The following is a 22,304-nucleotide window of genomic DNA, read 5'->3' on the forward strand; positions in this document are numbered from 1 at the left end:
ATCATTGCAATTTAGGGATATTGTTTAGTGAGTTTGCAAGTGACTGCGTGATGCCGGCTGAAGAGGAGCAGTAGGACGCACAGGGGAGGCAGCTTTGCAGTCCGGGGTTGATGGCGTGGTGCGGGTTGATCACTGCCATTGGCCTCAAGAGCGGAAGGCAACATGGGGTAGATGTTGCGATGGGTCATTTCGATCGTACGTTGGAGTTGATAGATCAGTTGCAGCACGCCGGCACAGCCGCCGCCGTCTGCGAAAAGCTGCTGGGGGTAACAAGCGGGTTCGGGCTGACGGCGCTGATGGCTGGGACGGTTCCGCAACCTGGCACGCCGAGAAACCAGCAAAAGGACCATGTGCTGCTCTGCGACTGGCCGGCTGAATGGCTTGAGCGCTACGTCGCGCGCAACTACGTCGATCACGACCCCGTCGTCAGCCACATGAAGCAGCTTCAAGCGCCATTCCAGTGGCGGGAAGCATCTCAGGGCATCCGCATCGGCAAGAGCGGCGGCGAGGTGATGGGCGATGCCGGCGAATTCAAGCTGCGCGACGGGTTGGCCTTCCCGCTAATCACGCTCGATGGCCAGATCGTCATGGTGTCGCTAGGCGGCGAGGCTGTCGAATTGTCGAGCGCCGAGTTCGGGTTGGTGTCGCTGGTCTCGACTTATGCGATTGGCCGCGCAATGCAGCTCCACACCATGGCGGGCAAAACCATCGATCATGTCGAATTAACGCCGCGTGAGCGCGAATGCCTGCAATGGGCTGCTGTTGGCAAGTCCGAATGGGAGATTTCACAAATTCTCGGCATTTCGGAACACACGTCAGAGAAACACCTTCTTAACGCCAAAAGCAAACTCGGTGCTGTCAACCGGGTCCAGGCCGTCGCGGAAGCGATAAGGCGCGGCTATATTAACTAGGTCGGCCGCGCCGGCCTAGAAATTCTTGCTTGCGTGATCGCGTAATTTTTTTGGGAAAGCACGGCCGTATCTTCCTATTGAAACTAGGAGACGGCAAATGCTTTTTTCCCTCACGACCCAGGAATTGATGGAACGGCCCGACCTCTGGGAGGCAGTTCATCGTTTGCGTTACAGAGTTTTCGTCGAAGAGATGGGATGGACCGATCTGCAGCGCCCTGATGGCCTCGAGATCGATCAATTCGACCACGACGAGGCAGTGCACCAGATCGTCATCCGCAATGGCGAGCTCGCCGGTTATCAGCGGATGTTGCCGACGACTCGGGCACATCTTCTAACCGATGTGCTGGCGGACCTTTATGAGGGAACCCCACCGTCGGGCCCGAATGTCTATGAACTGACCCGCTATGCGGTTGCGCCGGGATTCCGCGACGGTCGGCGCGGCGTGTCGACGGTCGGCACCGAGCTGATCGCCGGCTTCGTCGAGTGGGGTCTGAAGCGCAACGTCAACCAGGTGATCATCGAATTCGAGCCGATGTGGGTGCTTCGCGCGCTGCAGCTGCATTTCCTGGCAACGCCGCTCGGTTACCAGCGTACCTATGGCAACCAGCAGGTGGTTGCCACACTGCTCACCTTCAACGAGCACACGCTCGACGTGGTGCGTTCGCGCCGCAACCACTTTGCGCCGGTGCTGGCCAGAGGGTACCCGGACATGCTCGGACAGAGACGCGCCTCGTGAGATTGGAGAGAGGCCATGAACGTTCACTCAAAAGCAGAATTCCGCAATCACACGCTGATCGTCACGGTATCGTCGGGTGACGGCCGCCCGGTGCTGGACAGGCGGGCCTATGAAAGCCTGGCCAGGACATTCCACGAAGCCGCTGTCGACGACGACGTCCGCGTCGTGGTCCTGCGCGGCTTGGCCGGGTGCTTCTGCCTCGGTGCCGATTTCTCCGAATTTCTCGACGCCACCAAACATCGGCGACTGATCGCCGCCGTCACGGATATGTTCCGCACGCTGGCGACGTTCCCGAAACCGGTCCTTGCCTGTGTCGACGGCGACGCCGTCGGCGTCGGTTGCACCATCCTGTTCCACTGCGACATGGTGATCGCCTCGAGCAAGAGCACGTTTCGGGTGCCGTTCGTTGATTTCGGCCTGGTGCCGGACGCGGCGACCAGCATTCTGGCGCCGCAGAAGCTCGGCTATGCCGGGGCGTTCCGCTTCTTCTGCCTGGGCGACACGCTCGCCGCCGAAGATGCCAGGGCACTGGGCCTTGTCGGCGAGATCGTGACGGACGGCAGCGTCGAGGAAGCCACGTTGGCAAGAGCCAGGCAACTCGCCAAGAAGCCTGTCGCGGCGCTGCTGCAGACGCGCGACCTGCTTAGGGGCGACACTGGCGCGCTCTGCGACCGTATCGACCAGGAGATATCCCTTTTCCAGCAGGCGCTGCAGGACGACACCACGCTGAAGCGACTGCAGCGGATTGCCCGGCTGGCGGCATGAGAGCCGCGTATCGATGAGGTGAGCTTATTTTTCGAGGAAAGTCGGCCCTTCGCCGATGATCTTCTTGTCCTCCTTGCCGATGACGTCGAGGTCGCGGCCGTCATAGGGAAGCGAAAGGAGAATACGCTGCATGACGGCCAGCCGCGCGCGCCGTTTGTCGTTCGCCCGCACAATGATCCAGGGCGCGAACTCCTTGTGCGTGCGCTCGACCATCAGGTCGCGCGCTTTGGTGTATTCGTCCCATTTGGTGATGCCGGCGATGTCGATTGGCGAAAACTTCCAGCTCTTCAGCGGGCTCCAGCGGCGGTCGTGGAATCGCTCGAGCTGCGTTTCCCGGCCGATGTTCAGCCAGAATTTGAAGAAATGTATGCCCTCGTTGCGAATCATCCGCTCGAAATGCGGAACCTCGTCCAGAAATTGCTCGTGCTGCTCGGGCGTGCAGAATCCCATCACCGGTTCAACGCCGGCGCGGTTATACCAGGAGCGGTCGAAGGTGACGAATTCGCCCGACGTCGGGAAGTGGTCGACGTAGCGCTGGAAGTACCATTGTCCAAGCTCGGTGGGCGTTGGCTTGGTCAGCGCCACGTTGCGCGCCGTGCGAGGGTTCAGATACTGGCGCAAAACGAAGATCGTGCCGCCCTTGCCGGCAGCGTCGCGCCCCTCGAACAGCGACATTACCCGCTTGCCCGTCGACTGCAGCCACGCCTGGGCCTTGACCAGCTCGATCTGCAGCTTCTCTAGCCTCTCGTCATACTCCTCGCTCTTCATCTTCTTGTCGTAAGGATAACCGCCGGCGGTGAGCTTGCGGTCCTCGACCCAGTCGGGAAGCGCGGGGGCCTCGATGTCGAACGCCCTCTCCTTGCCGTCGATCATGATCTTCAGCGGCTCAGATGAGGGTGCGGCCGGGCTTTCCTTGGCGTTTTTCATCGAGGCGAACCTTTCCAGCTTCCGGACTCGTGCTATTGGGAGCCTTACTGCATCGGCCCGAAAATCGGAATCGATTTTCGGAAAGAACGATGCAGCAGATAAAGTGGTAGAGCGTCCTTTGTGCGTCCAATTGGACGCACTGCGCTCTAGCGCCGGCCCAGCAAGAAGTTCTTGAAGTGGCCGCAGACGGAGCGCAAATGGCCGACATCGGCACAGAGCGGAGAGGCAGGGCGCAAGCCGTCGCCATGCGGCTGTGGAACAGCCGCTGGCTGCTGGCGGCCGGCCTCGTTGCGGTTCTGATGGTCTATGGTTTTGCCGGCATGTCTGGCTATGTGGTGCTGCTGGCTGGCGCCGTGCTGGTTGCCGCTGCGATGCTGCCGGCCGGCATCGCCCGCCAATCGACCGAAAATGCCGCGGCCATCGAGTCGAGCGTGCAACAACTTTCCGGCGAATATCTCGCGGCGGCGGTTGCCGATCCGCTGATCATTTTCGATCGCTCCGCCGCCATCGTCCACGCCAACGCCGCTGCCTTTGCCGCCTTCGGCGGGATTGCCCCCGGCATGTCGCTGTCGCTGAAATTCCGCGCGCCGGAAATGCAGGCCTTGCTGGATAGTATCTTGGCGGGCAACGTCGCTTCGGACAGCGTCGACTACATAGAAAAGCTGCCGGTCGAACGAGCCTATCGGGTGAGCGCGTCTTCAGTCGGCCATGCCACGGATCTCTACGTGCTGGTGTTCAAGGACCAGAGTGAGGCGCGCCGGATCGACAGAATGCGTGCCGACTTCATTGCCAATGCCAGCCACGAGCTGCGCACGCCTCTCGCCTCGATCGCCGGCTTCATCGAGACGCTGCGCGGGCCGGCCCGCAACGACCCCGCGGCGCGCGAGCAGTTCCTGCAGATCATGCAGAACCAGACCAGCCGCATGGCGCGCCTCATCGACGACCTTCTGTCGCTGTCGCGCCTGGAGATGAAGCCCTATCTCAAGCCGGGAACCGAGGTCGACCTGCGCCAGGCCATCGACAGCGTCATCGATTCGCTTGGGCCGCTCGCAAAGGAAAACGGCGTCGTCATCGAGCGTGATTTCGCGGAAGGGCCGCTCGACGTGCCCGGCGATCGGGACGAGCTTTTCCAGGTCTTCGAAAACCTGCTGGAAAACGCCTGCAAATATGGTCAGTCGGGCGGACGTGTCGTGGTGTCGATCGTACGCAGCGACAGCGATCCCGAACCGGGCATCGACGTCACCATCAGGGATTTCGGCCCCGGCATCCCCGAAGAGCACATCCCGCGCATCACCGAGCGCTTCTACCGCGTCGACGTCGAGAACAGCCGAACCCAGAAGGGCACCGGCCTTGGCCTGTCCATCGTCAAGCATATCCTGACCCGCCACAACGCCAGACTCTCCATCAGGTCGGAGGTCGGCAAGGGTGCGGCGTTCACGGTCCATTTGCCGGCTCGCTAGCGTAGTACTATCTCTGGCACATAATGGGCCGTTTCTTTTTTCTGTCATCCGGCTAGCTTATCAGCGGGGATTCGAGGGAACGACTCAACCACGAAATCCCGGGAAGGCATTTCGTCCATGCAATCCGTGCATATCGTCAGCGCCTATGACGAGGAACTGAAATATCTGTCGAAGCGCATCGCGGCGATGGGCGGGCATGCCGAGCGCATGGTCGAGCAGGCGGTCGCGGCGCTGGTCAATGCGGATCCGGGGCTTGCCCAGAAAGTCATTCGGGACGACCTGGTTCTGGATGAGGGACAGCGCGAGATCGACGACAAGGCGATCATCATCATTGCGAAACGCCAGCCGATGGCGACGGATCTGCGCGAGATCGTAGGCGCGATCCGCATCTCGGCTGACCTCGAACGGGTAGGCGACCTCGGCAAGAATGTCGCCAAGCGGGTGGTTGCCGTCGCAGACGGGCGCCAGCCGGACAGCCTGTTCCGCGGCCTCGAGGCTTTGGCCAATCTGGCACTGACCCAGCTCAAGGAAGTACTCGACGTCTATGCGTCGCGGTCGGTGGAGAAAATCGGTTTCGTGCGCGACCGCGACGACCAGATCGACGCCATGTACACCTCTCTGTTTCGCGAATTGCTGACCTACATGATGGAAGACCCACGCAACATCACGCCCTGCACACATCTCCTGTTTTGCGCCAAGAACATCGAGCGCATCGGCGACCACGCCACCAACATCGCCGAGACGATCTACTATATCGTCACCGGCGATCAGATGCCGGCCGATCGTCCGAAGGGCGACAAGACGGACCAGATTATTCTTCCCGCAACCCAACCAGCGAAGTGAGTTCTCTCAGCACTGATGCGAATTTCGGATTCGCCACCTGACAGAAAATTGCGCTAAGCTTTCGACGCGCCGACTTCTCAGTTCCGCGATGAAGGCCCCGCCCTTCAGGAGGCTGCGATGGAATACGTCCGCGAGTTTGCTCCTGCGCCGCCGATGTCGGGTATAATCGCTTGCGGCGTCTATACGGCTGGGCGGCGCATCGCCGACATTCCGATCGAGGAAGCCGGCGAATGGGCCGGGAAGCCGGGCCACGTGGTCTGGATCGGACTGCTGGAGCCCGACCGCAATTTGTTGCTGCGCGTCCAGGCGCAATTCCATCTGCATGAGCTGGCGATCGAGGACGCCGAGCATCCGCACCAGCGACCGAAGATCGAGCAATATGGTGATGCCCTGTTCATCGTTGCCCGCACGGCGCAGCTGATCGACAGCCGCGTCACCTTCGGCGAGACGCATCTGTTCGTCGGCGCGGGCTACATTGTCAGCGTCAGGCATGGTCCGTCGACCTCCTACGCCGCCGTTCGCCAGCATTGGGAAAGCTGCCCGCATTCCCTTGCCAAGGGCGAGGATTTCGTCCTCTACGCCATTCTCGATTTCATCGTCGACAACTATATGCCGGTGCTTGAGCAGATCGAAAACGAGGTCGAGGCGATCGAGGACAAGGTTCTGCTGAAACCGATGACCGGTTCCGATATCGAACGGCTTTACATGCTGCGCCGCGATCTCTTGCGCCTGCGTAATGCGGCCCTGCCGCTGGTGGAGGTCTGCCGGCGGCTCACCAGCGCCGATCTGCCGCAAATCCACACAGCCATGCACCCGCTGTTTCGCGACGTCACCGACCACATCCGCACTGTCCAGGAAAAGATCGACAGCCTGCGTGAGGTTCTCGCCTTCGCCTTCGAGGCGAGCCTTCTGGTCGGTCAAAGCCAGGAGACGGCGATCTCCAAGAAGCTTGCCTCATGGGCCGCAATCTTGGCCGTGCCGACGGCATTCGCCGGCATTTACGGCATGAATTTCAGCGACATGCCGGAACTGAGGATGGAATATGGCTACCCGGCCGTCCTGGCGGCAATTGCCCTGATCTGCACGTTTCTTTACTGGCGGTTTCGCAAGAACGGGTGGCTTTGAAGCGAGGGCAGTAGGGCAGTAGGGCAGTAGGGCATAACGGCAGTAGGGCAGAAGTTCACTAGGGAAGTAGGGCCGTACTGCAGTAATCAACTACTCTATCGCTTCGGGAGCGCGCTTCTCTACAATTCACCTACTGCCGTACTGCCTTGCTCCCCTATTCCCCTAACTATCTGCTCCGCCGCCGCTCCGATGCCGGCTGGAACGCCACGCGGGCGTGGTACTTGCAGTAGGGGCCGGTTTCGGCGGCGTCGTTGCCGCAGAAATGGAAGTCTTCCGAAAGCGGATCGCCGTTCGGCCATTTGCAAGTGCGCTCGTTTAGTTCGACAAGTTGCAGATGCCGCGAGATCGGCACGACGACGTTCTCGACCGGGCGAATATAGTGGCGCGCCACCGGTTCGGCATCGAACTGCGCCTTGAGCGCGGTCGCACCGATCGACATCGAGGTGGTGGCATGGCGCGTGGCGCTTGCTGCCCGGGACACCGATTTCTGGATCGTCGATCCCTGCACCGTCTTCTTCTGGCGTGCCAGTGAGGCGGTCGTGCGTCCGCGACCGGACAGTTTCAGCCGGTGCACTTTGCCGATGACCGCATTGCGGCTGACCCCGCCAAGCTGTGCGGCGATCTGGCTGGCGCTGAGGCCCTCCGACCACAATTTTCTGAGAAGTTCGACTCGCTCGTCAGTCCAGTTCATGAGACCGCGCTCCTGCTGAAACGTGCGGCAATCGGAATCCATTCCCGACCCGGCTTCTGCCGGGCAGACACCACATATATCGGGTGATTAGGTCCGCCGCACGAAATCTAGTTATTTCTCTACTACAATTACCTTATGCGCTGACTCGGTGACAAGAGTCCCAAGGCCAACACGAATCGGTTTTTTCGGTTTTCCCCAACTTGCCCGGTCGCTTATGAGCCGGCGTTATGCTGGGGGACTTGCCGCGCGACCTTGCGCGACCTTTTCGTTGACTTCACGGCCGAAAAACACGATAAGCCACAAGGGCCGCCGCTTTGGCGGCTTTTTGATTTTTCCGGTTCCGGAGACGCATATAATGAGCGGTTCGGCGCTTTTCGAGACCTTTGTTCGCGCACCCCTGGCTTTCGACCACGGTGAAGGCACCTGGCTGGTCACCGACAAGGGCGAGCGATATCTCGATTTCGCCGGCGGCATCGCCGTGAATTCGTTGGGCTACAGCCATCCGCATCTGGTCGCGGCCCTCACCGAGCAGGCCGCCAAGCTCTGGCACGTCTCCAATCTGTACGAGATTCCGGGACAGAGCCGGCTCGGCGAGCGGCTGGCCGACGCAAGCTTCGCCGACAAGGTGTTCTTCACCAATTCCGGCGCAGAGGCGCTCGAATGCGCCATCAAGACGGCGCGGCGCTACCACTTCGTCAAGGGCCATCCCGAGCGCTACCGCACAATCACCTTCGAAGGCGCCTTCCACGGCCGCACCCTGGCGACCATCGCCGCCGGCGGCCAGTACAAGTATCTGGAAGGTTTCGGCCCCAAGGTCGACGGCTTCGACCAGGTCGGTTTCGACGATATGGATGCCGCCGAGAAGGCGATCACGCCTGAAACCGCGGCGATCCTGATCGAGCCGGTGCAAGGCGAGGGCGGCATCAGGCAAGTGCCGACGCAATCGCTGAAGCGGCTCAGGCAGCTCTGCGATCAGCACGGACTGCTCCTGATTTTCGACGAGGTCCAATGCGGCGTCGGCCGCACCGGAAAGCTGTTCGCGCATGAGTGGGCGGGTGTCACACCCGACCTCATGGCGGTGGCCAAAGGCATCGGCGGCGGCTTCCCGATGGGTGCCTGCCTCGCCACCGACGAGGCAGCGGTCGGCATGACCGCCGGCGTGCACGGCACCACCTTCGGCGGCAATCCGCTGGCAATGGCGGTCGGCAACGCCGTGCTCGACGTGGTGCTGGAAGACGGCTTTCTCGAAGACGTCCGGCGCAAGGCACTGCTGTTGAAGCAGGGGCTCGCTGGCGTCGCCGACGAATTTCCGGATGTTATCGAAAGCATCAGGGGCACCGGCCTGATGCTCGGGCTTAAATGCGCGATGCCCAACACCAAGGTCACGGTGGCACTGCGTGACCAGCATCTCTTGACGGTTCCGGCCGGCGACAACGTTATCCGCCTGCTGCCGCCTCTCACCGTCACCGACGCCGAGATCCGCGAAGCGCTCGAGCGCATTCGTGCCGGCGCCAAGAGCCTGGCAGATGCCATCGTCGCTGCCGCTGCGAAGTAATCCTGGAATTCCTGATGTCCCTTCGCCATTTCACCGATCTTTCCGCCGTTTCCGAAGGCGATCTGCGCTTCATGCTCGACGACGCAGCGGTGCGAAAGGCAAGGCTCAAGGCCGGCGAACGCAGCAAGCCGCTCGAAGGCAAGGTGCTGGCGATGATCTTCGACAAGCCGTCGACGCGCACGCGCGTGTCGTTCGACGTCGGTATGCGGCAGTTGGGTGGCGAGACGATCATGCTGACCGGCACCGAGATGCAGCTTGGCCGCTCGGAGACCATTGCCGACACGGCCAAGGTGCTGTCGCGCTATGTCGATGCCATCATGATCCGCACCACCTCGCATGACCGGCTGCTGGAACTGACGGAAAACGCTACGGTCCCCGTCATCAACGGGCTGACCGACGAGACCCATCCCTGCCAGCTGATGGCCGACATCATGACCTTCGAAGAGCACCGCGGTCCGGTGGCCGGTAAAACGATCGCCTGGACCGGCGACGGCAACAACGTGCTGCATTCGCTGCTGGAGGCATCCGCGCGGTTCCATTTCAAGCTGAACGTCGCCGTGCCCGAGGGCAGCGAACCGGCCCAGAAGCATGTCGACTGGTCGAAAGCCAATGGCGGCAAGCTGAAATTCACCCGTTCGCCCGAGGAGGCCGTTCACGAGGCCGACTGCATCGTCACCGACTGCTGGGTGTCGATGGGCCAGGAGCACCGTGCCCGCGGCCACAATGTCTTCCTGCCCTATCAGGTCAATGCGGCACTGATGGCGAAAGCCAAGCCGGACGCGCTGTTCATGCACTGTCTACCGGCGCATCGCGGTGAGGAGGTTACCGACGAGGTCATCGACGGACCGCATTCGGTGGTGTTCGATGAGGCCGAGAACCGGCTCCATGCCCAGAAGGCGGTCTTGGCCTGGTGCCTGGGCGCTTGATACGAGCCGCGGTGATCCGGGCCGGCCTGATCTGCGCCGCCTTGATCTGGGCCGCCTTGATCCGGGAGTTGGTGGTGCCTATCTCAGGCGCATCACGCAAATCGAGCGCGTCTCGTCGCATGCGCCCCGGAGGGCGGCATCGCCGCGCCCCGGAGCTTTGTCATGTTGGAAACTCATCAATTGGCTGAACATAAACCCAAGCTCGGCGAATTCGGCTACGCCGGCGACGACCATGTCGTGCCGTTCGAGGTCGGCCCGCTCGACGTGCGCGGTCGCACCGTCCAGCTCGGGCCGATGCTCGATGCTATTCTCAGCCGCCACGACTATCCCGAGCCGGTCGCCCGGCTCCTGGCTGAAGCCTGTGTGTTGACGGTATTGCTCGGAACTTCGCTGAAGTTCGAGGGCAAGTTCATTCTGCAGACCCGCACCGACGGGCCGGTCGACATGCTGGTCGCGGATTTCTCCACGCCGCACGCGCTGCGCGCTTATGCCCGCTTCGATGCCGACCGGCTGCAGGCTTTGACTTCTGCCGGCGAGACGTCACTGCAGACGCTGCTCGGCAGCGGCGTCCTGGCGCTGACCATCGACCAGGGCGCTCACACACAACGCTACCAGGGCATCGTCCAGCTCGACGGCGTCACACTGGAAGATGCCGCACGCACTTATTTCCGCCAGTCGGAGCAGATTCCGACCGACCTCCGGCTTTCGGTTGCCAAGCTTCTGACGCCCGGCGTCGGCGGTGCCCGCGAGCAATGGCGGGCCGGTGGCCTGCTGGCACAATTCCTGCCGCAGTCGGCGGAGCGCATGCGCGTACCCGACCTTCCCGGTGGCGACGGCGATCCGCGTGAGGAAATCCACGACCCGACCGACAATTCCTGGCAGGAGCTGCTGGCGCTGGTTGGTACTATTGAACCGACCGAGCTGATCGATCCGACGATCGGCGCCGAACGGCTGCTTTACCGGCTTTTCCACGAGCATGGCGTCCGCGTGTTCGGCGGGGTGCCGGTCGCCGACCAGTGCTCATGCTCGAGGGAGAAGATCCACGGCATCCTCGAAGGCTTTTCCGCCGAGGAGATCAGGGACAGCACCGAGGATGGCAGCATTCACGTCGCCTGCGAATTCTGCTCGAAGCAATATGACTTCGACCCGGCGGAGTTTGCAGCGGCCGGATGACGGCCATCAATTGACGGTGCGCCGCATTCCCGGCAAGTCGAGCGAGAAGGCGGGGATGGCGACGTCGAACGTCTCGCCCCGCTTGTTGCGCATGGTGTAGTGCCCGACCATGATGCCGGACGGCGTCGAGAGCGGGCATCCAGACGTATACTGATAGCTGTCGCCGGGGTTGAGTCCGGGTTGCTCGCCGACGACCCCGGGGCCGCGCACTTCCTCGACCTTGCCGGTGCCGTCGGTAATCTGCCAGTAGCGCGACAGAAGCTGCACGAACTCATCCGACTGATTGTCGATGGTCACCTGATATCCCCAGACATAGCGGTTTTGCGGCGGGTCGGAGTGATCCTCCAGATAGAACGGCCTGACCTGCACTTCGATGTTGCGGGTGACGGCGCTATACATAAACTGCTCCAAAGCAATGTAGATGGAACTTCGACGCTCAGCGCAGTTTGATCAACGATGCGCGTCATCTTCTTGCCCGACTCGAGCGCAGGTGCCGAAAAACAATGTCATTTAAGTGACACATGACAATGATGGTGTGCAGGCTTGTGCCGGCGACTCAGCGTTCTGTCGAATTGTTGAAAACGGCCGTCATGCGGCCGGCACTTCTGGAGTGACCAGATCTCGATGGAACCGACATTCGCAGCCGCCCTCCTTTCCATAGCCCTCCTTCTTTCAAATCTCGCCAGCATCCTGTTAGCTTCGCTGAAGCTGAAGCGACCAGGAAGGATCGCACCGCCCGCGGCCAACGCGCTGCCGGTATCGATCGTCATCCCGGCGCGCGGCGTCGAGCCGTTTGCCGAAGAGACGCTGGAGCGCGCCTTCTCACTCGACTGGCCGTGAAGGGTTGGGAAGCGGCGCATTATAGCTGGGTCATCCTTGCCGATTCCAACGTGCTTATGCCGAGCGACTACGTCCAGCACCTGATGGCGGCGTGGCGGCACGACACCGGCCTCGTCTGCTCGACGCCGATCGGCTCGCGGCCGGACGGCTTCTGGGGCGAGGTCGAATGCGCCTTTCTCAACACGCTGCAGGCACGCTGGCAGTACGCCGGAGAGGCGCTCGGCCTCGGCTTCGCGCAAGGCAAGAGCATGTTGTGGAATAAGCCGATGCTCGACGCCAATGGCGGCATCGGCGCGCTTGCTGCCGAGATCGCCGAAGACGCCGCCGCGACCAAGCTGGTCAACGGGCTCGGACTGCGGGTCAATCTTGTCGCCTCGCCCTTTGAACAGCCGCTCGGCCGGCGCACGTTTGGCGAGATCTGGTCGCGGCAGGCGCGCTGGGCGCGGCTGCGCCGCGTCACCTTCGCGCTGTTCTTCGCCCCCGAGATCCTGATCGGCGCAGCGCCGCCGCTGGTGCTTGCGCTGATCGCGGCGGCTGACGCCGGCGTCAGCCTGCCGGCAACCGCCATCGCCGTGCTGGTCGCGGCCTACCTGCCGGAATGCGCCTTGGCCTCGGCCAAGGGATGGCACCTGTCGCTGCGCACCATCCTGGCGATGATGGCGCGAGACCTGATGCTTCCCGCCATTTGGGCGCGCGGATGGCTGAGCGGCGCCGTCGACTGGCGCGGCAATGTGATGACTATCCAGACCAAGGCCGTCGCGGAGCTGGAAGAGACCCCGTCCGGCGCCTGATCGGCGCGTCCCCGCTCGCCTCTATTCGGCCAGCCCTTATCCGGCAACTCTCAGTGCCTGCTCGATGTCTTCGAGCAGGTCGTCGGCGTCCTCAAGGCCAACTGACAGCCTGAGCGTTCCCGGTCCGATGCCGAGCTCGGCGCGGGCCTCATCGGTCAAGTTCTTGTGCGTCGTCGTCGCCGGGTGGGTGATCAGGCTCTTGGCGTCGCCGAGATTGTTGGAAATCAGCACGACGTCGAGTGCGTTCTGGAAGGCAAAGGCCGCCTGCTTGCCGCCCTTCACATCGAGGCAAATCAGCGTCGAGCCGCCCGACATCTGCTTCTGGACCACGGCCGCTTGCGGGTGGTCGGCGCGGCCGGGATAGATGACGCGGGCGATTTCCGGGCGCTCGGCCAGGAAATCCGCGATGCGGCCGGCACTTTCCGTCTGCTGGCGTACGCGTAGCGGCAGCGTCTCCAGGCCTTTCAGCAGCGTCCAGGCATTGAAGGGCGAGAGGCTCGGGCCGGTGTGACGGAAATAGTCATGCAGGTTCTCGTCGATCCATTTCTTGTCCGACAGAACGATGCCGCCAAGACAGCGCCCCTGGCCGTCAATATGCTTCGTGGCCGAATAGACGACGATGTGGGCGCCGAGATGCAGGGGTTTCTGCTGCAAGGGCGTGGCGAAGACATTGTCGACGATCAACCTGGCGCCGATCGAATTGGCAAGTGCCGCGACGGCGGCAATGTCGACTACCTCCAGCGTCGGATTGGTCGGGCTTTCCAGGAAAAACAGTTTGGTGTTGGGCTTGACCGCCTTTTCCCAATTGGCGATGTCGGTGCCGTCGACCAGCGTTGCCTCAATGCCGTATTTCGGCGCCAGCGTCTCGACCACCCAGCGGCAGGAGCCGAACAGCGCGCGCGCCGCCAAGATATGGTCGCCCGCCTTGGCGCTGCACAGCAGTGCTGCCGTCACCGCCGCCATGCCGGATGCCGTGGCGCGCGCGTCCTCGGCTCCTTCCAGCGCGCACATGCGTTTCTCAAACATGTCGACCGTCGGATTGGCATAGCGCGAATAGATGAAGCCCGGCTCCTCGCCCTTGAAGCGGGCCTCCGCCGCTTGCGCCGTCTCGTAGACATAGCCTTGGGTGAGATACATCGCCTCGGAGGTCTCGCCGAAGCCGGAACGCAGCGTCCCGGCATGCACGAGTGCGGTCTGAGGCTTCCAGTCGCGCTTCTTGGTCATCATTCCATCCAAACACCAAAATTGGTCCAAACAACAAAAAACCGGTCGCGAAAGTCGCAACCGGTCCATATGGCCTTGCGGCCCGACGGTCCTTTAGCGACTTGTTTAACGTGGCTGCAAGCCGACCGGCCAAATCACCACGGGATAACGAGCTTTAGACCCGCGCCACGCTTGCGTCAATTGCCGGCATGATTAAGAGGGTTGTACCAAGCAGGTGCCAAAGGCGTCCACGGTCGGACCTGCGACAGAACAAGACGTCGCCCGGCGTTCGAACGGAGCCAGACCTTGCGGCAGACAGGCATTCTTCCCGATCAGGATATTTCCGTGCTGTTCCAGACGGGCGCGCTGAAATCGCCGCGCACGCTCGATGCCGATCAGATCCAGCCGGCCAGCCTTGACCTCAGGCTCGGCGACAAGGCCTGGCGGGTGCGCGCTTCCTTCTTGCCCGGCCCGGACCACAGGGTTGTCGACAAGCTCGACCGGCTGAAGCTGCACGAGATCAATCTCGCCGAAGGTGCCGTGCTGGAAACCGGCTGCGTCTACATCGTGCCGCTGCTCGAAAGCCTGGCGCTGCCCGCCCATATTTCCGCCTCCGCCAACCCGAAAAGCTCGACCGGACGGCTCGATATCTTCACCCGGGTAATGACCGACCGTGGCCACGAGTTCGACAAGATCGCCGCCGGCTATGAAGGCCCGCTCTATCTGGAGGTCAGCCCGCGCACTTTCCCGATCATCGTGCGCACCGGCTCGCGGCTGTCGCAGATCAGGTTCCGCACCGGCAATGCGCTCTTGTCGGAAAGCGAGCTGCACGACCTGCACCGCGCCGAGATGCTGGTCGCCACCGAACCACCCAACATCTCAGGCGGCGGCATCGCGCTGTCGATCGACCTCGACGGCGACAAGGATGGGCTTGTCGGCTATCGCGGCAAGCACCACACCGGCCTGGTCGACGTCGATAAGCGCGCCGCGCAGGACGTCGTCGATTTCTGGGAGCCGCTCTACAAGAGCGGTGCCGGCGAGCTGGTGCTCGATCCGGACGAATTCTATATTCTGGTGTCGCGCGAGGCGGTGCATGTGCCGCCACTCTACGCCGCCGAAATGACGCCTTTCGACCCGCTGGTCGGCGAGTTCCGCGTCCATTATGCCGGTTTCTTCGACCCGGGTTTCGGCCATTCGGCGTCGGGCGGCACCGGCAGCCGGGCGGTGCTCGAGGTGCGTAGCCACGAAGTGCCGTTCATCCTCGACCACGGCCAGATCGTCGGACGGTTGGTCTACGAGCACATGCTGAAACGGCCGCAGGCGCTCTACGGCACAGATCTAGGCTCGAACTATCAGGCGCAGGGCCTGAAACTGTCCAAGCATTTCCGCGCCGCGCGCTGAGCTTCCTCTCACCTGCGGGCTACGCCCGGCTCAAAGAGCCTTCACCGCCACCTTCACCGGCTGCTCGATTTCAAGCGGGTTGCGCAGCGGCAGGCCGAAATCCTGCGCCTCGATTTCGAATACGTCGCCGGCCTCGGTCCTGATGCCGTCGGCGAAGGACAGCGTCGCCGTGCCGAACATGTGTACATGCACGTCGCCCGGCTGGCGGAAGGCCGAGTATTTGAAGTGGTGATGCTCGAGATTGCCAATGGTGTGCGACATGTTCGCCTCGCCCGACAGGAACGGCTTTTCCCAAAGCAGCTTGCCGTCGCGTAGGATGCGTGAAGCGCCGCGGATGTCGGACGGCAGGTCGCCGATCAGGATCTCCGGGCCGAACGAGGCGTTGCGCAGCTTGGAATGGGCGAGGAAGAGATAGTTCACACGTTCGGTGACGTGGTCGGAAAACTCGTTCGACAGGGTGAAGCCGACACGGAACGGGGCGCCGTCGTCGCCGATCACATAGATCCCGGCGATTTCCGGCTCCTCGCCGGCATCCTGGGCGAAGGCCGGCGACATAAGCGCCGCACCGGGCGCCACCGCCATGGTGCCGTTGCCCTTGTAGAACCATTCCGGCTGCACGCCGGTCTGGCCCTTCGCCGGCTTGCCGCCCTCAAGCCCCATGCGGAACATCTTCATGGAATCGGTCAGCTGTTCCTCGCCGTCCGTGCTGAGCTTCTTGTGCATGGAATCGCGGGTCGCGGCGGAGCCGAGATGCGTCAGCCCGGTACCGGTGAGATGGAGATGCGCCGGATCGGGATGGTTGATCGGCGACAGCAGCCGGCCCTTCTTGTAGGCTGCGTCGAGATCGACGGTTTCGCCGAAGCCCTTGCGCTCGATCAGGGCGACAAGCCCGCTGCCGGTACGCGCGGCTTCCATCGCCAGCGAATAGACGCTGCGGGCGCCGTTGATGACGCGGGTCTTGCCGCCGCTGCGGGCAACGACGCGGATCGTCTCGGCGTCGTCGAGGATTTGTGAGATCAGCATGGTAACCCTCTCTGAATTGTGGGCTTGGCGTGCCTTTCTTGGCAAACCCTGCCCTGCGCGGCCCGGACCCTGTCCGCGCCTCGGTTGAAATTCTTCGTCCGGATTGCGCTCGCGGATCAGGTCCCTCGGGGGACTTCTTTGCGCCGCCCGGCAGCGCCGCGATGTGACCCGTATGCCTCCTGGTTGCCTCTCAAGCCTTGTTCTTGTTGTAGACGTCGAAGACGACGGCGCCGAGCAGCACCAGGCCTTTGACCACCTGCTGCCAATCGACATTGACGCCCATGATCGACATGCCGTTGTTCATGACGCCCATGATGAAGCCGCCGACCACCGCGCCGATGACCTGGCCGACGCCGCCCATCGCCGAAGCGCCACCGATGAACACCGCGGCGATGACGTCGAGCTCGCTGCCGAGGCCGGCCGCCGGCACAGCCTGCCCCAGGCGCGCTGCGATAATCAGGCCGCCGAGTGCCGACAGCACGCCCATATTGATGAACACCATCAACGTCAGCCGTTCGGTCTTGATGCCCGATAGCTGGGCTGCCTTGACATTGCCGCCCATCGCATAGATGCGACGGCCGATCGTCATGCGTTTGGTAACGAAGACGAACAACGCGATCAGCACGCCCATCACCATGAGAACGATGGGGAGGCCCCTATAGGTGGCGAATTGGTAGACGAGAAACAGCGCCAGCGCGCTGATCACCAGGGTCTTGACGACGAACAGCGAGAAGGGCTCGGCTTCGTAGCCATGTTTCTCGCGGGTGCGCCGTGCCCTGAGCCCGAAATAGGCATAGGCGAGCACGGCGACGAGGCCGATCACGATCGTCGTCAGGTGCAGCGTCAGGCCGCTGCCGACAATGGTTTTGCCGGCGGCGTTCACGGTTGGCGGTATCAGCGTCAATGGGCCGATCAGGTCCGGAATGAAGCCGGAACTGAGCGCCTTGAAGCCGACGGGAAGCGGCCCTACGGAAGACCCGCCACCCAGCAGCGCCTGGCAGATGCCGCGGAAGATCAGCATGCCCGCCAGCGTGACGATAAAGCTCGGTATTCGGTGATAGGCAATCCAGTAGCCTTGTGCCGCGCCGATCGCACCACCGACGATCAGGCAGATGATCGACACCACCAGCGGATTGCTCAATGGGCCAAGCGGCCAGATGACCATCATCATCGCCGCCAGTGCGCCGATGAAGCCGGCGACGGAGCCGACGCTGAGATCGATGTGACCCGAAACGATCACCAGAAGCATGCCCAGCGCCATCACGATGATGAAGCTGTTCTGCTGCACGAGATTGCTGAGGTTCACCGGCTTGAACAGCGTACCGGACGTGGTGAACTGGAAGAACACCATGATTGCGATCAACGCCAGCACCAACCCGTATTCGCGCAGGTTGGTGACCAGCGCCGAGACGGCAATGCGAGGTCCCTGTTGTAGATCCTGGGCAACGCCGGTCTGCGGCCCGGGAGCGCTTTCGGTGCTCATGATGCTTTTCCTTCTCCGCGGACGATGGCGCGCATTATCTTTTCCTGGCTGGCGTCGCTTGCCGCCATTTCGCCGACGATGCGTCCTTCGTTCATGACGTAGATGCGGTCGGTGATGCCGAGCAGTTCGGGCATTTCCGACGAGATGACGATGATTGCCTTACCCTCGGAGGCGAGACGCGCGATGATCGTATAGATTTCATACTTGGCGCCGACGTCGATACCGCGTGTCGGCTCGTCGAGGATCAGCACTTCCGGATTGGCGAACAGCCATTTCGACAGCACCACCTTCTGCTGATTGCCGCCAGAAAGGTTGCCGGTCATCTGGTAGACGCTCGAGGCGCGGATATTGGTCCTGCCGCGATAATCGTTGGCGACCGAAAGCTCGCGCAAATCGTCGATCACGCCGTGGCGCGACACGCCGGGCAGGTTGGCGAGTGTGATGTTGTGCTTGATATGATCGATCAGGTTGAGCCCGTAGGTCTTGCGGTCCTCGGTAACGTAGGCGATGCCGTGTTCCACCGCCTTGCTCACCGAGGAGACATCGATCGGCTTGCCGTCAAGGAACACCTCGCCGGTGATGCGGCGGCCATAGGACCGGCCGAACAGGCTCATGGCAAACTCGGTCCGGCCGGCGCCCATCAGCCCGGCAATGCCGACCACTTCGCCCTTGCGGGCGTTGAGGTTGATACCCTTGATGACCTGCCGCTCGGCATGGATGGGGTGGTAGACCGACCAGTTTTTCACTTCGAGAACGGTCTCGCCGATCTTCGGCTCGCGCGGCGGATAGCGGTCGTCGAGCGAACGGCCGACCATCGAGGTAATGATGCGGTCCTCCGAGATGTCCTTCTTGGCCAGCGTCTCGATGGTCCGCCCGTCACGGATGATGGTGACCTTGTCGGCGACCCGGTTCACCTCGTTGAGCTTGTGCGAGATCAGGATCGAAGTGATGCCTTGCCGCTTGAATTCGAGCAGCAGATCGAGCAGCGCCTGGCTGTCCTTTTCGGACAGGCTCGCGGTCGGCTCGTCGAGAATGAGCAACTTCACTTCCTTGCTGAGCGCCTTGGCGATCTCGACCAGCTGCTGCTTGCCGACGCCGATATTGGTGATCAGCGTGTTGGGGTCCTCCTTGAGGCCGACCTTCTTGAGCAGGGCGCTGGTGCGCGCCTCATTGGCATTCCAGTCGATGACGCCGTATCTGGCGTGCTCGTTGCCGAGAAAGATGTTTTCGGCGATCGACAGCATCGGCACCAGCGCAAGCTCCTGGTGGATGATGACGATGCCCTTGCGCTCGCTGTCATGGATGCCTTTGAAATGGCACTCATCGCCGCGATAGATGATCTGGCCGTCATAGGTGCCTGACGGATATACACCCGACAGCACCTTCATCAGCGTCGACTTGCCGGCGCCGTTCTCGCCGACCACGGCATGGATCTCGCCTTCCTCGACCATGAGCTTGACGTTCGACAGCGCCTTGACGCCGGGAAACGTCTTGGTGATGTCGCGCATCTCCAAAATCGTCGATGCCATTGAGAATACCACTCCTGCGAGGTCCGCAAACAATACCGGGCTGGCTCGCCAACGAAAAGGGGCCCTGCCTGCGCAGGACCCCAGGCTTTGTAACCGCGATTACTTCAGTTCTTCGGCCTTGATGTAGCCGGAGTCGACCACCAGGGCCTGATAGTTCGACTTGTCGACGTCGTGCGGTGTCAACAGGATCGAGGGAACGACCTTGACGTCGTTGTTGTAGGTCGTGGTGTCGAGGCCTTCCGGCTTGCCGCCCGAGAGCACCTTGTCGACGAGTTCGACCGTCGCCTTGGCGAGTTCGCGGGTGTCCTTGAACACGGTCGAATACTGTTCGCCGGCGATGATCGCCTTGACCGAAGCGGTCTCGGCGTCCTGTCCGGTGACGATCGGCCATGGCTGATCGGCGGTGCCGTAGCCTACGGCGCGCAGCGAAGCGATGATGCCGCGCGACAGGCCGTCATAGGGCGAGAGCACGCCATCGACGCGGCTGCCGTCCGAGTAGTTGGCGGAGAGCAGATTGTCCATGCGGGCCTGGGCGGTTGCCGCCAGCCAGCGCAGCGTGCCGACCTTGTCCATGCCCATCTGGCCGGACTTCACGACGAGGGTCTTGTCGTCGATCAGCGGCTGAAGAACCGACATGGCGCCGTTATAGAAGAAGAACGCATTGTTGTCGTCCGGCGAACCGCCGAACAGCTCGATGTTGAACGGGCCCTTCTTCTCGGGATAACCGAGACCCTTGAGCAGCGATTTGGCCTGGATGACGCCGACGCCGAAATTGTCGAAGGTGGTGTAGTAGTCGACATTTGGCGTCTTCTTGATCAGGCGGTCGTAAGCGACGACGACAACGCCGGCGTCATTCGCCTTCTGCAGCGCATCGCCCATCGTGGTGCCGTCGATCGAAGCGATGATCAGCGCCTTCGGGCCCTTGGTGATTTCGTTTTCCAGCTGGCTGAGCTGGTTCGGAATGTCGTCCTGCGCGTACTGCAGGTCGACAGTGTAGCCCAGAGCCTCGAGCTGGGACTTGACGGCATCGCCGTCGTTGATCCAGCGCTGCGAGGTCTTGGTGGGCATCAGCACGCCGATCAGGCCTTCGCCAGCCTGCGCCGGCAGCGTCATGGCCGCGATGCCTAGGGCCGCGACGGCGGCCAGTGTCTTGACAATCTTCACATTAACTCTCCCTGGTTGATGGACGCGTACCCTTGGGTTTTGTGGGCCGCGCAATCGTGCAGGAGCGCCAAACGCGCCGCTGCCGTCAATCGATCTCCGGTATCCTCCCAATCGGCCCCGAGACTCTGGTTTCAATCGATACGAGTTTTCCCTCGTCACCGACCGTCAAGCCTCAGGACACGCGAAGGGTGTGTCGCTTTGCCATAACTGTCAAATGCGATCTTTGATGGTTGCTATATCGAGACTGATATGGCTTAGGCTAGTGACGACGCTGCCGGATCCAGCCAGGGCGCCGGGCGTAAGAGTAGGGAAGAATCATGGCGGCGCTGCGAAATCCTGACGGAATATCAGCCAGTTACGATGAAATTCCGGGTGATGGCAGAACCTTGCTGCGCAGCGGCTTGAGCCTGCGTCACATGCGCATGATCGCAGCCCTCGACGAGCACGGCCGGGTGAGTGCCGCGGCCCAGGTCATGAACATCTCGCAGCCGGCGGCCTCGCGCATGATCGCCGAGATGGAGGCGGTGCTCGACGTCAAGCTCTGCGAAAGGCTGCCGCGCGGCATCACGCTGACACCCTATGGCAAGGCGTTGGCACGGCGCGCGCGATCGATCCTGCTCGAGATGCGCGAGGTCGACCGCGAGATTTTCGAGCTCAAGGCGGGCAAAGGCGGCTCGGTGTTCCTGGGCGCGGTGACAGCACCGGCGATCGAGCTGGCGGTGCCGGCGATCCGCGAGATCCGGCGCCTTTATCCGCGCATCGAAATCACCATGCAGGTCGAGACCTCGAACGTCCTGGCGCGCGAGCTGATCGCCTCGCGCCACGATTTCATCATCGCCCGCATCCCCGACGACCTCAATCCGCGGCTGTTCGAAGCGCGCGTCATCGGCGTCGAGAAAGCCTGCCTGATCGTGCGCCGCGGCCACCCGCTGACCAAGGGCAAGGCGGTGCGGCTGGAAGACACCGCCGCCTATGACTGGGTTTTCCAGTCGGGCGGCTCGCCGCTGCGCCAGGCGATGGAGAGCAACTTCCTGAACCGCAACATCGCGCTGCCGGACCGCATCCTCAATACCAGCTCGCTGCTATTGACTCTGGTCATGGTCGCGCAATCCGACGCCATCGCGCCGGTGTCGATCCAGGTCGCGAAGTTCATCCAGAACCCCGAAGGCCTGGCCGGCGCTATCGATGTCGTCCAGACTGAATTCGACATCGAGGTCAGGCCCTACAGCCTGATCACGGTGAAGAACCGCGCGCTGTCACCGGCAGCCAAGATGCTGCACGATTTTATTTTGCGAGAGGTGGGCTGAGAGTTGGAGCGGGTAGCGGGCGCATCCCGCGGCCGGCCAGACGACCAGACAGGCCCGCCAGCAGCGGCGCCGATGCACGTCGGCCACTACTGCCTGATGCTCAAAAAAAAGCCCGCCAGCAGAAGCCAGCGGGCCAAGGGTAGACTTTCCGGTTGGGGTCATTCGAGGCCCCGCCGACCCTCAATGTGAGATATTCCACGAACTGGCACATCGGCCAAACAGATGAAAGACGGCCAGCCGGGCTGTAAAACTGCCTATAAATCCGCTGGTTTTCAGCTTGGCCAGAACAAGTGCAATGCACCGGGGGCAAAAGCTGGAGCGGGTAGCGGGAATCGAACCCGCGCGTTCAGCTTGGGAAGCTGACAAGCTACCATTACATCATACCCGCGCTGGTTCTCCGATATCATGGCCCGGCGCCGATGCGCAATCCGGTTTGAGGGCTCGGCTTGAT

19 protein-coding genes, 1 tRNA gene, 1 pseudogene and 1 riboswitch are annotated in these 22,304 nt (G+C 62.2%); of the genes and pseudogenes, 12 read left to right on the forward strand and 9 right to left on the reverse strand.

Annotated elements, in window-relative coordinates; translation table 11 throughout:
* Positions 1 to 179: 179 nt before the first annotated feature.
* The 3 genes from NKI59_RS08330 (at position 180) to NKI59_RS08340 (ending at position 2,412) form a co-directional block, all read left to right on the forward strand.
* Positions 180 to 911, forward strand: coding sequence for a helix-turn-helix transcriptional regulator (locus NKI59_RS08330; RefSeq protein WP_023677341.1), 732 nt, complete (start codon positions 180 to 182; stop codon positions 909 to 911).
* Between the two features lie 97 nt (positions 912 to 1,008).
* The gene (locus NKI59_RS08335) at positions 1,009 to 1,647 is read left to right on the forward strand and encodes an acyl-homoserine-lactone synthase (protein WP_023677342.1); all 639 of its coding nucleotides are present in this window, start codon (positions 1,009 to 1,011) and stop codon (positions 1,645 to 1,647) included.
* 15 nt (positions 1,648 to 1,662) lie between these two features.
* Positions 1,663 to 2,412, forward strand: a complete 750-nt coding sequence (locus NKI59_RS08340) for an enoyl-CoA hydratase-related protein (protein WP_023677343.1) — start codon at positions 1,663 to 1,665, stop codon at positions 2,410 to 2,412.
* A 24-nt stretch (positions 2,413 to 2,436) separates the two neighbouring features.
* Here the strand turns inward: NKI59_RS08340 and ppk2 are convergent, their stop codons facing one another.
* Positions 2,437 to 3,339, reverse strand: coding sequence for a polyphosphate kinase 2 (gene ppk2, locus NKI59_RS08345; RefSeq protein ID WP_352703507.1), 903 nt, complete (start codon positions 3,337 to 3,339; stop codon positions 2,437 to 2,439).
* Between the two features lie 197 nt (positions 3,340 to 3,536).
* Between ppk2 and NKI59_RS08350 the strand changes: the two genes are divergently transcribed.
* The 3 genes from NKI59_RS08350 to NKI59_RS08360 all read left to right on the forward strand — a co-directional run bounded on the left by NKI59_RS08350 (position 3,537) and on the right by NKI59_RS08360 (position 6,767).
* Positions 3,537 to 4,799 (forward strand): sensor histidine kinase, encoded by a 1,263-nt coding sequence (locus NKI59_RS08350; RefSeq protein WP_352703509.1) that lies wholly within the window; start codon positions 3,537 to 3,539, stop codon positions 4,797 to 4,799.
* A 117-nt stretch (positions 4,800 to 4,916) separates the two neighbouring features.
* On the forward strand, positions 4,917 to 5,642 hold the full coding sequence (phoU, locus tag NKI59_RS08355; protein ID WP_352703511.1) for a phosphate signaling complex protein PhoU: 726 nt from the start codon (positions 4,917 to 4,919) through the stop codon (positions 5,640 to 5,642).
* A 117-nt stretch (positions 5,643 to 5,759) separates the two neighbouring features.
* On the forward strand, positions 5,760 to 6,767 hold the full coding sequence (locus NKI59_RS08360; RefSeq protein WP_023677347.1) for a magnesium and cobalt transport protein CorA: 1,008 nt from the start codon (positions 5,760 to 5,762) through the stop codon (positions 6,765 to 6,767).
* Positions 6,768 to 6,933: 166 nt separating this feature from the next.
* On the opposite strand, the gene NKI59_RS08365 is transcribed toward NKI59_RS08360, so the two are convergent.
* Positions 6,934 to 7,458, reverse strand: coding sequence for a GcrA family cell cycle regulator (locus NKI59_RS08365; protein WP_352703513.1), 525 nt, complete (start codon positions 7,456 to 7,458; stop codon positions 6,934 to 6,936).
* 355 nt (positions 7,459 to 7,813) lie between these two features.
* On the opposite strand from NKI59_RS08365, the gene NKI59_RS08370 reads away from it, so the two are divergent.
* The 3 genes from NKI59_RS08370 to NKI59_RS08380 all read left to right on the forward strand — a co-directional run bounded on the left by NKI59_RS08370 (position 7,814) and on the right by NKI59_RS08380 (position 11,112).
* A complete protein-coding gene (locus NKI59_RS08370; RefSeq protein WP_352703515.1) occupies positions 7,814 to 9,013 on the forward strand; it encodes an aspartate aminotransferase family protein in 1,200 nt (399 codons plus the stop codon).
* A 14-nt stretch (positions 9,014 to 9,027) separates the two neighbouring features.
* Positions 9,028 to 9,939 (forward strand): ornithine carbamoyltransferase, encoded by a 912-nt coding sequence (gene argF / locus NKI59_RS08375; RefSeq protein WP_254816329.1) that lies wholly within the window; start codon positions 9,028 to 9,030, stop codon positions 9,937 to 9,939.
* Between the two features lie 162 nt (positions 9,940 to 10,101).
* Positions 10,102 to 11,112 carry an Hsp33 family molecular chaperone gene (locus NKI59_RS08380; RefSeq protein ID WP_352703517.1) on the forward strand — a complete coding sequence of 337 codons (1,011 nt, stop codon included), beginning with the start codon at positions 10,102 to 10,104 and terminating at the stop codon, positions 11,110 to 11,112.
* A gap of 6 nt (positions 11,113 to 11,118) precedes the next feature.
* On the opposite strand, the gene apaG is transcribed toward NKI59_RS08380, so the two are convergent.
* The gene (gene apaG, locus NKI59_RS08385; RefSeq protein WP_352703520.1) at positions 11,119 to 11,511 is read right to left on the reverse strand and encodes a Co2+/Mg2+ efflux facilitator ApaG/CorD; all 393 of its coding nucleotides are present in this window, start codon (positions 11,509 to 11,511) and stop codon (positions 11,119 to 11,121) included.
* 225 nt (positions 11,512 to 11,736) lie between these two features.
* On the opposite strand from apaG, the pseudogene NKI59_RS08390 reads away from it, so the two are divergent.
* Positions 11,737 to 12,743, forward strand: a pseudogene (locus tag NKI59_RS08390) (glycosyltransferase).
* A gap of 36 nt (positions 12,744 to 12,779) precedes the next feature.
* Here NKI59_RS08390 and NKI59_RS08395 read toward each other — a convergent pair.
* Entirely contained in the window at positions 12,780 to 13,970 is a 1,191-nt protein-coding gene (locus tag NKI59_RS08395) for an O-succinylhomoserine sulfhydrylase (RefSeq protein WP_352703522.1), read from the reverse strand.
* A 70-nt stretch (positions 13,971 to 14,040) separates the two neighbouring features.
* A riboswitch (SAM riboswitch) is annotated at positions 14,041 to 14,118 on the reverse strand.
* A 134-nt stretch (positions 14,119 to 14,252) separates the two neighbouring features.
* On the opposite strand from NKI59_RS08395, the gene NKI59_RS08400 reads away from it, so the two are divergent.
* Complete coding sequence (locus NKI59_RS08400) at positions 14,253 to 15,347, forward strand: 2'-deoxycytidine 5'-triphosphate deaminase (protein ID WP_352703524.1); 1,095 nt, start codon at positions 14,253 to 14,255, stop codon at positions 15,345 to 15,347.
* 30 nt (positions 15,348 to 15,377) lie between these two features.
* On the opposite strand, the gene araD1 is transcribed toward NKI59_RS08400, so the two are convergent.
* The 4 genes from araD1 to chvE form a co-directional block, all read right to left on the reverse strand.
* On the reverse strand, positions 15,378 to 16,370 hold the full coding sequence (gene araD1 / locus NKI59_RS08405) for an AraD1 family protein (RefSeq protein WP_023677357.1): 993 nt from the start codon (positions 16,368 to 16,370) through the stop codon (positions 15,378 to 15,380).
* 190 nt (positions 16,371 to 16,560) lie between these two features.
* Entirely contained in the window at positions 16,561 to 17,853 is a 1,293-nt protein-coding gene (gene mmsB, locus NKI59_RS08410; RefSeq protein WP_023677358.1) for a multiple monosaccharide ABC transporter permease, read from the reverse strand.
* On the reverse strand, positions 17,850 to 19,382 hold the full coding sequence (mmsA, locus tag NKI59_RS08415) for a multiple monosaccharide ABC transporter ATP-binding protein (protein ID WP_352488233.1): 1,533 nt from the start codon (positions 19,380 to 19,382) through the stop codon (positions 17,850 to 17,852). Before mmsA ends, mmsB begins: the two co-directional genes overlap by 4 nt.
* 99 nt (positions 19,383 to 19,481) lie before the next feature.
* On the reverse strand, positions 19,482 to 20,546 hold the full coding sequence (chvE, locus tag NKI59_RS08420) for a multiple monosaccharide ABC transporter substrate-binding protein (RefSeq protein ID WP_023677360.1): 1,065 nt from the start codon (positions 20,544 to 20,546) through the stop codon (positions 19,482 to 19,484).
* 317 nt (positions 20,547 to 20,863) lie between these two features.
* Here chvE and NKI59_RS08425 point away from each other — a divergent pair, with 317 nt between their 5' ends.
* Positions 20,864 to 21,853, forward strand: coding sequence for a LysR family transcriptional regulator (locus tag NKI59_RS08425; RefSeq protein ID WP_352703526.1), 990 nt, complete (start codon positions 20,864 to 20,866; stop codon positions 21,851 to 21,853).
* A 314-nt stretch (positions 21,854 to 22,167) separates the two neighbouring features.
* Here NKI59_RS08425 and NKI59_RS08430 read toward each other — a convergent pair.
* A tRNA-Gly gene (locus tag NKI59_RS08430) sits at positions 22,168 to 22,241 on the reverse strand.
* Positions 22,242 to 22,304 lie beyond the last annotated feature (63 nt).

The organism is Mesorhizobium sp. M0598, from assembly GCF_040320865.1.
Classification (GTDB): domain Bacteria; phylum Pseudomonadota; class Alphaproteobacteria; order Rhizobiales; family Rhizobiaceae; genus Mesorhizobium.

Bases quoted from the DNA above. Each gene is read 5' to 3' on its own strand.
- NKI59_RS08330 (WP_023677341.1), top strand. From the start codon at position 180: ATGGGTCATTTCGATCGTACGTTGGAGTTGATAGATCAGTTGCAGCAC.
- NKI59_RS08335 (WP_023677342.1), top strand. From the start codon at position 1,009: ATGCTTTTTTCCCTCACGACCCAGGAATTGATGGAACGGCCCGACCTC.
- NKI59_RS08340 (WP_023677343.1), top strand. From the start codon at position 1,663: ATGAACGTTCACTCAAAAGCAGAATTCCGCAATCACACGCTGATCGTC.
- ppk2 (WP_352703507.1), bottom strand. From the start codon at position 3,339: ATGAAAAACGCCAAGGAAAGCCCGGCCGCACCCTCATCTGAGCCGCTG.
- NKI59_RS08350 (WP_352703509.1), top strand. From the start codon at position 3,537: ATGGCCGACATCGGCACAGAGCGGAGAGGCAGGGCGCAAGCCGTCGCC.
- phoU (WP_352703511.1), top strand. From the start codon at position 4,917: ATGCAATCCGTGCATATCGTCAGCGCCTATGACGAGGAACTGAAATAT.
- NKI59_RS08360 (WP_023677347.1), top strand. From the start codon at position 5,760: ATGGAATACGTCCGCGAGTTTGCTCCTGCGCCGCCGATGTCGGGTATA.
- NKI59_RS08365 (WP_352703513.1), bottom strand. From the start codon at position 7,458: ATGAACTGGACTGACGAGCGAGTCGAACTTCTCAGAAAATTGTGGTCG.
- NKI59_RS08370 (WP_352703515.1), top strand. From the start codon at position 7,814: ATGAGCGGTTCGGCGCTTTTCGAGACCTTTGTTCGCGCACCCCTGGCT.
- argF (WP_254816329.1), top strand. From the start codon at position 9,028: ATGTCCCTTCGCCATTTCACCGATCTTTCCGCCGTTTCCGAAGGCGAT.
- NKI59_RS08380 (WP_352703517.1), top strand. From the start codon at position 10,102: ATGTTGGAAACTCATCAATTGGCTGAACATAAACCCAAGCTCGGCGAA.
- apaG (WP_352703520.1), bottom strand. From the start codon at position 11,511: ATGTATAGCGCCGTCACCCGCAACATCGAAGTGCAGGTCAGGCCGTTC.
- NKI59_RS08395 (WP_352703522.1), bottom strand. From the start codon at position 13,970: ATGATGACCAAGAAGCGCGACTGGAAGCCTCAGACCGCACTCGTGCAT.
- araD1 (WP_023677357.1), bottom strand. From the start codon at position 16,370: ATGCTGATCTCACAAATCCTCGACGACGCCGAGACGATCCGCGTCGTT.
- mmsB (WP_023677358.1), bottom strand. From the start codon at position 17,853: ATGAGCACCGAAAGCGCTCCCGGGCCGCAGACCGGCGTTGCCCAGGAT.
- mmsA (WP_352488233.1), bottom strand. From the start codon at position 19,382: ATGGCATCGACGATTTTGGAGATGCGCGACATCACCAAGACGTTTCCC.
- NKI59_RS08425 (WP_352703526.1), top strand. From the start codon at position 20,864: ATGGCGGCGCTGCGAAATCCTGACGGAATATCAGCCAGTTACGATGAA.